The sequence below is a fragment of the Scytonema hankhaensis NUACC26 genome, from assembly GCF_045865695.1.
GTDB lineage: Bacteria > Cyanobacteriota > Cyanobacteriia > Cyanobacteriales > Nostocaceae > Scytonema.
The window spans coordinates 99,516-110,946 of sequence record NZ_BAACAP010000234.1 but is presented as its reverse complement, the minus strand read 5'-3'; the positions used below and the strand labels follow the sequence as shown (position 1 = coordinate 110,946).

The following is an 11,431-nucleotide window of genomic DNA, read 5'->3' as shown; positions in this document are numbered from 1 at the left end:
CGGATGAAGAGCGGTCCATAATGACCGTAGTCGGCTGGCCACCAGTCCTGAGAGGTGGTCATCAGGTCGAAGATATCTGCCCTGAGGGCAGCTAAGTCGAGGCTCTTGAACTCAAGAGCGTAGTTGAACGCCTCACCCATGGGATTGGCTTGGGGTGAGTGCTGGTGGAGGATGTTCAGATTCAAATATTTCGGCCACCAGTCTCGGTTCGACGGCATATGACGAGCCGTAAGTTTCTGAGACCCGCCTGTAAACGGGCATCCGCTTTCGCTGCTCATATTATCTCCTGTCTTTGGAAAAGCGCTAATCTACGGTGGCATGCTTAGAGCTACCGAGAAAGCGATTTAAATTACCATGAAATAGTCACGGATTTAATCATAATCGATATGAGTCCGTTTTAGCAGGACCTTTAAGCTATTGTAATAAGTGCGCTCTTCGATCTCCCGTAGTGCGATACTGCTATACTGCCGTATCGCACTGGCGCAAGGTAATGCCCTTAAAGCTAGACGAAAAAAAACCTGACGTGCATTTACAAGACGTTTTTAATGGAGTGTACGAGCGTGCTCGTTATGCAACACGGATTGACAGCATCAGGATACAGGTTCTCCTGTGAAAGATTCTCTTGGAGTTGTAACACTTGAAATTCCATCTCCTGCTGTTGAGGCGGCGGTCGTTTTCCCGAACTATGGCGGTATGAAGATGGCAAGTTACAAATTAATATCTTGCAGGATGGGAAATACGTAGAGTCTGAAATCAGCCAGATTTGTCCCGATTTGCCAATTTCTGAAGTCATTCCTCAGTTTGTTGAAGAAAGCAAAACGCTCGGTAGAGGTTTAACATTAAGAAAGTTTCGAGAATGGATTGAAAAGCAAACAAAATAAGAGTGTTTAATTTTTAAATAATATTCTATGGTAGTAATTATAGCAGCGTTCTATTTGCGTAACTAGGTGAGCAAGTAGCAAAGAGTGCCATTATGGAACAAAGAACAGTTTTAATTATTGATATTTGTGCCGAGGATAGGGAGGTTTATCGTCGTTACTTACTTCAAGACCATGAGCACCTCTACAGGATTTTAGAAGCAGAATCGGGCGAAGAAGGATTGATGTTGTGTCAGCAGTTCAATCCTGATAGTATTTTGATAAATTATGTGTTGCCCGATCTCGATGGGCTAGAATTTCTGGCGCAACTGCAACAACAAACACAAGGAAATGCTCCGCCTGCGATCGCTCTTGTCGAACGAGATAATGAATCTATTGTCCTACAAGCGATGAAGAGGGGCTTGCGGGATTATTTGGTAAAGGAGCAAATGACGGCGAGCGATCTACTGTTTGCCCTAAATATAGCCGTAGAATATTCCCGCTTGCTGGAAAGTCAAAAGTTACTTCAAGAAATCACCAATACAACCCCTGGTATTTTATACGTTCACGATATCATCGAACGCCACAATATCTATATTAATCGTCAGACAATTGAAGCTATTGGTTACACACCCCAACAAATTCAAGATAAAGGACAGACTGTACTTGAGGAGTTGATGCATCCTGAAGATTTGGCTCGAATTCCCGAACATTTTCAATGTTTTAACTTAATTGAACATGGCAAGATTGTAGAATTTGAATATCGGATGCGACACGCCAATGGCGAATGGCGTTGGTTTTGCAGTCAGGAAACTGTATTTAGAAGGAATTCCCAGGGTTTGGTGCAGCAGATTTTAGGTGCGGCGCTGGATATTACCAAGTACAAACGGGCGGAAATTACTCTGAAACAGCAGTTGTTAAGGGAACAACTTGTCACAAAGATTGCTCAACACATTCGCCAATCTCTCAAGCTTGAAGAAATTTTTAGAACAACTGTAGATGAAGTGCGGCAGTTTCTTCAAACAGATCGCGTGCTTCTTTTTCGCTTGGAACCTGACGGAAGCGGTACTGTGGTTATGGAATCTGTCAGCCCTAAGTGGACTCCAATTCTATCAACTAATATTTTCGATCCCTGTTTTCGGGATACTTGGGCTGAACCCTATCGGCTAGGACTTGTGGTTGCAAAAACGGATATTTACAACTCAGGAATCGATCCGTGTCATGTTGAGTTACTCGAGCGGTTTCAAGTAAGAGCTAACTTAGTCGTTCCCGTTCTTAAAAAGGAGGAATTATGGGGATTGCTGATTGCTCATCACTGTGAAGCTCCGCGACAGTGGCAACAAGTAGAAATTGATTTACTCAAACAATTGGCAACTCAGGTGGGAATAGCTATCCACCAAGCTACACTTCTCGAACGTGCTGAAGCTGCGAACCGTGCTAAAGATGAGTTTGTCGCAATGGTTACTCATGACTTACGCACTCCTTTAAACGCCATCTTGGGTTGGACTCAACTGTTGCGTAAGCTAAAATTAGATGAAGCGGGGACCGATCGTGGGTTGGAATCCATTGAGCAGAGTGCTAAGTTTCAAGAAAAATTGCTCGAAGATTTGCAGGATATTACACGTATTATCCAAGGGCAGTTGAAGCTTCAAGTCAGTGAAGTCAATTTGGTGGATGTTATCCAAGTAGCACTTGAAACTGCTTACCCCCTCATTTACGATAAAAATTTATGCTTAGAATCAAGACTTGACACTTCTATTGAAGCTATTTCAGGCGATTCTAAGCGCTTACAGCAAGTTTTGGGCAATTTACTCTCTAATGCTATTAAATTTACTCCAAAGGGAGGCAGAATTGAAGTGCGGTTGGAGCGAGTCGCTCGCTCTGCTCAAATTAAGGTGAGCGATACGGGTTGCGGTATTAGTGCGGATTTTCTTCCTTACGTGTTCGAGCGCTACCAACAAGCTAAAGGCGATCGCCAAAGAGATGGCTTGGGGTTAGGGTTAGCGATCGCTCGTCACTTGGTAGAACTACACAATGGAACAATAGAAGTTACCAGTCCCGGTGTCGGACAAGGCGCTACTTTTACCATTAAGCTACTATTAGGAATTATGAATGATGAATGATGAATGATGAATTTATAATTCCTGTGGTGCAGGCATCTTGCCTGCTATTGAAATAAGGACGGGCATCCTGCCCGTACCACAAGATTTGCTATTGAAATAAGGACGGGCAGGATGCCCGTACTACAATATTGGATAAAATTTCTCTACTAACCTAATTTTAAGAGCTACTATGAGTCAAGATACACAAACTTGGTATATAGTCAAGTGTAATACAGGCAATTGCGAAATAATCCCTAATAGTCAAGCCGATGAAGAAAACAATTCAGAAATTCTGGAAAAATGGGGACCGTTTGAATCTCAAGGGGAAGCGCTCGCTCGTCGTGTAGGACTCATTAGAGCGGGGAAATGCCAACCAATCTAGAAATTATGAATTATAAATTATGAATTATGAATTTTTTTCTCTTTCATAATTCATAATTCATAATTCATAATTCATAATTTTCAAGTTCCTGCTCTAGGATTACCTTTTTGAGCAATTTCCTTACCCAATACTTCTACGGCTTTAGCAAACTGAGGATCTTGTAGAGTTCCTACTTTTTCACGTTCGCCAAGCCACAGATCTTGTCGTTGTTTATCATTTAAATCTATAACCACATCTGGGTGAATTCCTGCCTTATTAATATCCTTACCACTAGGGGTAAAATACTTAGCGATCGTAACAGCAATTCCCGACCCATCATCCAGAGGACGAACAGATTGTACCAAGCCTTTACCAAAGGTTTGACTGCCAACTAGTACAGCACGCTTGTTGTCTTGTAAAGCGCCTGAAAGAATTTCACTAGCACTAGCCGAACCCTTATCAACCAAAATCACCATTGGTTTGTTAGTTAAAGCACGTCCATTAGCGGTTTCTCGTTCTACTTCTGCATAGCGATCCTTAGTAGAGACGATTGTGCCGTTATTCAACCACATCCGAGCAATTTCCACACTTGAAAAAAGCAATCCACCGGGATTATTTCGTAAATCTAGAATATACCCAGCGACTTGTTTGTTTTCTAAAGTTCTAATTGCCTGTTGCATTTCCTTAGAGGCGTTGGCGCTGAACTGCTTCAGACGAATATAACCAACATTACCTACCGGCGTTTGTTTAGTACTTGCTTCTACAGGATGGATTTCAATTTTCGCCCGTGTAATTTTAAACTCTTTCGACTGATTGTTCCGCAGAATTGTCAAACTAACAAATGTTCCCGGTTCGCCTCGGATTAAGGATACAGCTTCATTAGTATCCATACCCTCCGTGCTTTTCCCGTTAATTTTGGTAATAATATCTTTTGCCAAAATACCTGCTTTAGCTGCGGGTGTATCTTCAATTGGGGCAATGACAGTCAGTTTTTTGGTTTTTTCATCCATACCAATTTGGATACCAATACCTGTCAGTTCTCCAGAGGTATCCACCTGCATATTTTTGAATTCTTCTGGGTCCATAAACCGGGTGTAGGGATCGTCTAGCTTCTTCAGCATTTCCCGGATAGACTTGTAAGCTTCTTGCTTATTGGTATAGGACTTGTTTAAGTACTCTTTACGAACAGCCTGCCAATCTACTTGATTGAAAGTACCATCTACATATTGGCGTTGAATAATTTGCCAGACTTCATCTACTAACTCCTTTGGACTTTCTTTAAATAAAGCCTGTCCCTGCGAGTGAATACCCAGACTAGTGACAGCAATTGTAGCTAATGTCACCGCCGTAGCTCCCAAAACAAGCCCACTTCTTGTAATTACCATAATGCAGCTGCGCCAGACGGAAAATTTTGTATATTTCAGTATGCTCAATCTAACACAGGGTTCCTCTGTACAGAGTGAACATAATTGCTTATTTCAGAAAAATCCTTTGTAATCCGGCGACGGAGGCGATCGCCGGTACAAAAATTGTTGAAAACTTTAAGGATCTACCCAGAGTCCATCAGACTTAATTAAGTTAATCAATTCTTCGACTCCCTTATCTTCGGGAACTTTCTTGATTTCTTCTCTCCCTCTATAGAGAGAAATATATCCAGGTGTCTTACCGACATAACCATAGTCAGCATCAGCCATTTCTCCGGGTCCATTGACAATACATCCCATAACTGCTATGTCTAGCCCGGTTAAATGTTTGGTTGCTTCCCGCACTTGATGGAGAACTTCCTCTAAGTTAAACAATGTACGCCCGCAAGAAGGACAAGCGACGTACTCCACCATTGTCTTCCGCAATCCCAAAGCTTGTAAAATACTATAGCAGACGGGAATTTCTTTTTCTGGTGCTTCTGTTAGAGATACGCGGATTGTATCGCCAATACCATCAGCTAGGAGTGTAGCAATTCCTGCTGTTGATTTAATGCGCCCGTATTCTCCGTCTCCTGCTTCCGTCACGCCCAAATGAAGGGGATAATCCATACCCAGTTCATCCATCTGCTTTGCCATGAGACGATAAGCTGCTACCATCACTGGTACGCGAGAGGCTTTCATGGAGATAACAATATTATGAAAGTCTAAAGATTCACAAATGCGAATAAACTCTATGGCTGATTGCACCATACCTTCGGGAGTATCGCCATAAGTAAACAGCATTCTCTCAGCTAAAGAACCGTGATTTACCCCGATTCGCATGGCTTTACCTTGATCTCGGAGAGAAATTACCAGTGGTGCGAGGGTTTCACGAATTTTTTCTCCAATTTCGTCAAATTCTTTGGGAGTGTACTCAGTTCTATTGGGGTTGGGCTTTTCAAAAACATATAACCCCGGATTGATCCGTACTTTCTCTATATGTTGGGCAACTTCTAGAGCAATTTTCATCCCATTGTGATGTACGTCAGCAACAATTGGTACATCCTGATATGTCTGGATTAACTTTTGTTTAATCTCAGAAAGTGCTTTAGCATGAGCCATGCTAGGGACGGTAACGCGCACGATTTCACAGCCAATTTCATGCAGGCGACGAATTGCGGCGACAGAACCATTTATATCTAAGGTATCTTCGTTAATCATCGACTGCACGACAACTGGGTAGCCACCACCGATGGTGACATTGCCAACTTTTACAGGACGGGTTTTACGCCGTTTGATTGTGGTGTCAAAGGTTGGTTGACTGTCAACTGTGTTGGATTCTGTAACTATTGGCAAAGTTTGCATAAGTTAATAAAAGTAACTTTTGTAGCGAGGGTATCAAATTTCAAAAGACTCTGCTTTTCAGATTGCCATAGGAGGTGCAAATTGTGTGACAGATTTAGAAAAAATTTTTGGGGCTAGGGGATTGGTGATTGGCGATTGGGAATTGGGGATTTAAGATTGTCTTTATAAATGGCTTATTCGAGAGACATGGTAGGTTGGGTTGAGGAACGAAACCCAACAATTTAATTCAAGGTTCAGTGTTGTTACTCAATTCATGCAATATATTATTATATTTAGATACTTAACCTTGACTTTATAAATAGCCTCGTAGAACATATTTTAAAATTTGAGATGAATCGCTAAAATAGAGTTATTACTAGATGAAATTACAAGCATGAATGATATTAAAATGCTTGATGTTGTAGCTTTATTAGAGGATTTACCCGAAGAAGGTGTATATCGAGGTCAAGTAGGTACTGTAGTGGAATTATTAGCACCGAATGTTTTTGAGGTGGAATTTAGTGATAACTCAGGAAATACCTACGCAATGCTAACTCTAAAAGCTGAACATTTGATGGTTTTACATTATGAACCTGTCAAAGTTGCATAGTTGCTAGCTTTTTTGCCTACTTTTACATAATAGATTTTATGCCATTTGATTATGGTATCAAAGATTGGTTGTAAGAAAAAATAACTAACCGCAGATGAACGCAGATGGACGCAGATAAATCTGTACCTTCTCAGACTAGAAAGAACTATAAGAAATAAAAATCATATTCAAACTTTTTGATATTTTTAAATAAGTAAAATTAATATCCGCAAATTCTCCCTAGCTTCAAGAATCCCAAACTAACAAAATGTATACATGGAGATTGTTTGAGGATTATCAGTGCGTCGAAGATTTGACTTTTTATCAACTGTACAAAAACTACAAAAACGTGTTGGTGTTATTATCAGGTTTACGATTACGGTATCAGTAGCTTGCTCTACAGCGACTTTCTCTAACTGGTTCCAATATAAAAGCTACTGGAATAATACAGAACTAGTGAAATCTGAAACAAGAGAATCACAAGCTCGCGAGCGAGTAAATCATCTTAACTCGTCTCTTATTACATTGAATGAAGAGTTAGAAAACAATATTCAAAGAGTCAGAATTTTAGAACAGCAATCGTTACAAATAGATAGTTTAAATGCTTTTTTCTTATCCTTAGAACCTGATGGTCGAGAATTCGCTCTTGTAGATTTACGAAAAGAGTTGGGATTTGAACATCTTGTAAAATTAGGTAACGCTACAAGTGTTTCCTATAGCAATCGCTATTTAAATAGTAGAGGAGCAAGGGTACTTGCTGAGATATTAGAGGTGAATTGGATAACACCATCCTCTAACATCAAAATTAAAGTTTTAGAAAAACGGAATCATCAACCTGCTACCATACGTAGAGAAGAATTAAAAAGAGCTTTTAGAAAACTTGAAAATTTAGGAGTCGCTTTAAATATTGAAGTTCAATCTTCTCGTTGTCAAGACTATTTTGACCACGCACGGTTACTAGAAGTTAAATCTGAAGGTAGTAAACGCTATAAATTTCTTTTCGACCAAGGTATGGATTTCCTTGAGTTTGAGCGCTCTACCCGTAAGTATCGCATAAAAGTTCCAACTTATGTAACAGTAACAAGTACTCAAAACTAAAAAAATATAATCATGAACACCTCAACCTCAACCCAATTACCAATTCCACCTCACTTTAATCCACAAAAAGTCAGTGAAGTCTGGCGAGTTCCCTACCAACAACGTGCAGAAGAAGCGAGAGATTGGTCAAAAAAACACAACATACAACCTGCTTTTGAAGACAAAAATAGAATTTGCCTACTTTTAATCGATGTGCAAAATACTTTTTGCCTACCTAATTTTGAATTATTTGTAGGTGGCAAATCTGGGAAGGGAGCTATTGATGATAATATCCGTTTGTGTGAGTTTATATATCGGAATTTGGGTGCGATCGCAACAATTATACCGACTATGGACACTCACACGGCAATGCAAATTTTCCATCCTATTTTCTGGGTTAACCAAGAAGGAGAACATCCCATCCCTACTGCTACTCATATCACTCCTACCGATCTAAAGAAAGGAATTTGGAAAGTTAACCCTGGAGTAGCTTACAGCCTTGGATACGAATATGAATTACTGGAAAAACACGCCTATCACTACGTTCAACAGTTAAGTCAAGGCGGTAAGTATCCACTTACAGTTTGGTCTTATCACTCCATGTTAGGTGGTATCGGGCATGCTTTAGTTTCATCTGTAGAAGAAGCAATCTTTTTCCATTGTGTTGCTCGTAACAGTCAGACTCAATTTGAATTAAAAGGTGATAATCCTTTAACAGAAAATTATTCTGTTTTAAGCCCAGAAGTTTTAGAAGGTTTTGATAAACACCCTATTGCTAAAAAAAATACTCGTTTAGTTCAGCAATTATTAAAATTTGATACTGTAATTATTACTGGTCAAGCGAAAAGCCATTGTGTAGCTTGGACAATTACGGACTTATTAACAGAAATTCAGCAGATAGATCCTAATTTAGCAAAAAAAGTTTATCTTCTAGAAGATTGTACTTCCTCTGTTGTCGTTCCTCATGTAGTCGATTATACGGAAGTAGCTAATGCTGCATTTGAACGGTTTGCTGCTGCTGGTATGCATCGGATTCAATCAACTGATGTTATCTTTTAATTTGGTTTAGATCTTTGACTTCTTTAAAAAGTCGAAGATCTGGTATCTCATAAACATTTCTACTCAGAGGTTTTTTGTGATGAAATGGCGAGTCATCCTTAAACAAGATCCAGAAACAAACGATTGGGCTGCTTGGTGTCCCGAGCTACCTGGTTGTACTTCAGCCGGTGAGACGCAAGAAGAAGCGTTGGAAAATGTGAAAGAAGCGATTGAACTTTATCTACAACCCGATGCAATTGAATTAGGGATATCCAAGAAATAAATTATCCATTTTGTGGAACGGGCGTCCTCGCCCGTCCTATCTGAGTGGCGGGCGAGACGCCCGCACCACAAGAGAAAGTTAGATATTTTTTTATTTGGAAGTCCCTTAGCTTCTGGCGCAATTACCTTTGTAAATACGCTTGGGGATCTTGAGCCTTCCAACCCAAGGAAGAACTGGAACGCACTTCAAAATGAAGGTGAGATTGGTTGAGTGTAGGTTTTCCAGTTGTACCCACAGTCCCCACTAAATCTCCTTTTTTCACAGACTGACCTACAGAAACTTTGATGCTGTCGAGATGGGCATAACGGCTTTGCAACCCACCACTGTGATTAATAATGACTAAATTACCATAAGTACCTTGTTCTTTGGCAAAGGCAACAGTGCCATCGCCAATGGCTTGCACGGGAGTTCCTTTTTCTGCTGACAAATCTATCCCACTGTGAAAAAATACGTCACCGTTGGTAGGACTTGTTTGCCAACCGTAAGAGACTAGAACTTTTGCCGGTTCCGGTAGTGGATAACCGAGTAATTTACTTGGAGTTAAATTAGAATTTGGAGTGTCCGTTATCACAGAATCAGGCGATCGCTTGGACGGAACAAACACAACTCTAGGATTTTTCTGACAACCGTTAGCTTCAAACAGCGCATCGGGACGAATTTTATATCTTGCTGCAATTTGTCGCCAAGTTTGTCCGCGAGGAACTTCAACTACAATTCCGTTATAGGGAGGAATTTGAATTTCACTTCCAACACTCACCTTGCTGTTCTGTAAGGCTGGATTCATGGCAATAATAGTTGTTGGGGTGAGATTGTAGCGTTGAGCTATACTTGCCAAAGTTTCTCCTGCAACCACAGTATGACGCCTAAAGCGTTCTAATGCTGGGGTTTGGCAACCCGTTCCTTGTGTCTGTGCTAATGATGGGTATGAGTGGATCGACACTGCTCCAAAAATGTTAGCGATTATTGTACTGAAAACCAGTAGACGATAAGGAAAAGTCATGTATATAAAGGAGGCACTCAACTTTAAATTTTAGACGGCAAAAGCAGAGGAAAGGTTGTTTGTCATTTGTCATTTGTCATTTGCCCAAACTACTAATCCCCATTGCCTACCCCTTATCCCCAGAGGGAACCCCGAGTTCCCCAGTCCCTAATCCCCAGTCCCTATTCATTTATGAAATTATCCTTAAAGCAACTAACTATTTATTTATCCCTTCTATGTGTTGGTGGCGGTGCAGGTTTATTAGGTAGTTTATATCTCCCGTCGCAAAATCGCTTATTTCGCGAGTTAAGAAATGTTACAGTTTCTATGCCCTCAGAAACCTCTGTTTCAAATCCTGTTGGAACGCCGGTTGGAGTGCCTAATAGCGATAATGTGAATTTTATTGCATCTGCTGTTCAAAGAACTGGACCAGCAGTCGTGCGAATTAATGCCACCCGTAAAGTCGCAAATCCCATTTCAAATGCTTTAAAAAATCCTCTCCTGCGGCGCTTTTTTGGAGAAGAAGAACAACCATTCCCTAGTCAGCGAATAGAGAGAGGTACGGGATCTGGATTTATTTTGAGCAAGAACGGACAAATTTTAACGAATGCTCACGTCGTTTCGGATACAGATACCGTACTAGTCACTCTTAAAGACGGTAGAACTTATGAAGGACATGTGATGGGAGTTGATGGAGTGACAGATGTAGCTGTTGTCAAAATTTCTGCAAACGAACTGCCAACAGTGACACTGGGTCATTCACAAAATTTAATACCAGGGCAATGGGCGATCGCAATTGGCAATCCTCTAGGATTAGATAATACAGTTACCATCGGCATTATCAGTGCCACAGATCGTACTAGCGCTCAAGTTGGTGTTCCTGACAAGCGAGTGAGTTTCATCCAAACTGATGCTGCGATTAACCCTGGTAATTCAGGTGGTCCCTTACTAAATGCTCAAGGAGAAGTTATCGGTGTAAATACTGCTATTCGCGCCGATGCACAAGGATTAGGTTTTGCCATTCCTATCGAAACTGCTGCTCGTATTGCAAATGAACTTTTCACCAAAGGACGAGTGCAACACCCCTTCTTGGGAATTGAAATGGTGGATTTAACTCCTGCCAAACAACAGCAGCTCAATCAAGAGTACAACTTGAGCATTAAACAAAGCGCTGGCGTTGCAATTAAGGGCATTGTAGAAAACTCTCCAGCACAACGGGGAGGACTTCGCCCTGGTGATTTGATTCAAAAAATCAACGGAAAATCAGTCAAAATAGCTGCTCAATTACAGAGACAGGTAGAATCCAGTGTTGTTGGCGACATTTTAGAAATAGAGGTCAACCGTAACGGGAAGAATCAAAATCTGAAAGTACAATTGGGTACTTATCCCCGTTAGAAG

11 protein-coding genes and 1 pseudogene are annotated in these 11,431 nt (G+C 40.8%); 7 read left to right on the top strand and 5 right to left on the bottom strand.

Annotated features, from left to right (window positions below):
- Window positions 1–278 (bottom strand): annotated as a pseudogene (locus ACKTT2_RS37155) (catalase/peroxidase HPI); the annotation flags it as partial.
- Between the two features lie 251 nt (window positions 279–529).
- On the bottom strand, window positions 530–793 hold the full coding sequence (locus ACKTT2_RS37150; protein WP_407895989.1) for a hypothetical protein: 264 nt from the start codon (window positions 791–793) through the stop codon (window positions 530–532).
- A gap of 180 nt (window positions 794–973) precedes the next feature.
- Here ACKTT2_RS37150 and ACKTT2_RS37145 point away from each other — a divergent pair, with 180 nt between their 5' ends.
- Together ACKTT2_RS37145 and ACKTT2_RS37140 are read left to right on the top strand one after the other, a co-directional pair.
- Complete coding sequence (locus tag ACKTT2_RS37145; protein WP_407895988.1) at window positions 974–2,980, top strand: ATP-binding protein; 2,007 nt, start codon at window positions 974–976, stop codon at window positions 2,978–2,980.
- Between the two features lie 169 nt (window positions 2,981–3,149).
- Window positions 3,150–3,341 (top strand): DDE transposase family protein, encoded by a 192-nt coding sequence (locus ACKTT2_RS37140; RefSeq protein WP_407895987.1) that lies wholly within the window; start codon window positions 3,150–3,152, stop codon window positions 3,339–3,341.
- An 80-nt stretch (window positions 3,342–3,421) separates the two neighbouring features.
- Here the strand turns inward: ACKTT2_RS37140 and ctpC are convergent, their stop codons facing one another.
- Window positions 3,422–4,705 carry a carboxyl-terminal processing protease CtpC gene (gene ctpC, locus ACKTT2_RS37135; protein WP_407895986.1) on the bottom strand — a complete coding sequence of 428 codons (1,284 nt, stop codon included), beginning with the start codon at window positions 4,703–4,705 and terminating at the stop codon, window positions 3,422–3,424.
- 156 nt (window positions 4,706–4,861) lie between these two features.
- Complete coding sequence (gene ispG, locus ACKTT2_RS37130) at window positions 4,862–6,088, bottom strand: (E)-4-hydroxy-3-methylbut-2-enyl-diphosphate synthase (protein WP_407895985.1); 1,227 nt, start codon at window positions 6,086–6,088, stop codon at window positions 4,862–4,864.
- A 388-nt stretch (window positions 6,089–6,476) separates the two neighbouring features.
- On the opposite strand from ispG, the gene ACKTT2_RS37125 reads away from it, so the two are divergent.
- The 4 genes from ACKTT2_RS37125 (at window position 6,477) to ACKTT2_RS37110 (ending at window position 9,054) form a co-directional block, all read left to right on the top strand.
- On the top strand, window positions 6,477–6,677 hold the full coding sequence (locus tag ACKTT2_RS37125; protein ID WP_407895984.1) for a DUF4926 domain-containing protein: 201 nt from the start codon (window positions 6,477–6,479) through the stop codon (window positions 6,675–6,677).
- A 279-nt stretch (window positions 6,678–6,956) separates the two neighbouring features.
- On the top strand, window positions 6,957–7,754 hold the full coding sequence (locus ACKTT2_RS37120; RefSeq protein ID WP_407895983.1) for a hypothetical protein: 798 nt from the start codon (window positions 6,957–6,959) through the stop codon (window positions 7,752–7,754).
- 12 nt (window positions 7,755–7,766) lie between these two features.
- Complete coding sequence (locus ACKTT2_RS37115; protein WP_407895982.1) at window positions 7,767–8,792, top strand: isochorismatase; 1,026 nt, start codon at window positions 7,767–7,769, stop codon at window positions 8,790–8,792.
- 79 nt (window positions 8,793–8,871) lie between these two features.
- Complete coding sequence (locus ACKTT2_RS37110) at window positions 8,872–9,054, top strand: type II toxin-antitoxin system HicB family antitoxin (protein ID WP_407895994.1); 183 nt, start codon at window positions 8,872–8,874, stop codon at window positions 9,052–9,054.
- Window positions 9,055–9,175: 121 nt separating this feature from the next.
- Here ACKTT2_RS37110 and ACKTT2_RS37105 read toward each other — a convergent pair whose 3' ends face one another.
- A complete protein-coding gene (locus ACKTT2_RS37105; RefSeq protein WP_407895981.1) occupies window positions 9,176–10,054 on the bottom strand; it encodes a peptidoglycan DD-metalloendopeptidase family protein in 879 nt (292 codons plus the stop codon).
- Window positions 10,055–10,225: 171 nt separating this feature from the next.
- Here ACKTT2_RS37105 and ACKTT2_RS37100 point away from each other — a divergent pair, with 171 nt between their 5' ends.
- On the top strand, window positions 10,226–11,428 hold the full coding sequence (locus ACKTT2_RS37100) for an HhoA/HhoB/HtrA family serine endopeptidase (protein ID WP_407895980.1): 1,203 nt from the start codon (window positions 10,226–10,228) through the stop codon (window positions 11,426–11,428).
- Window positions 11,429–11,431 lie beyond the last annotated feature (3 nt).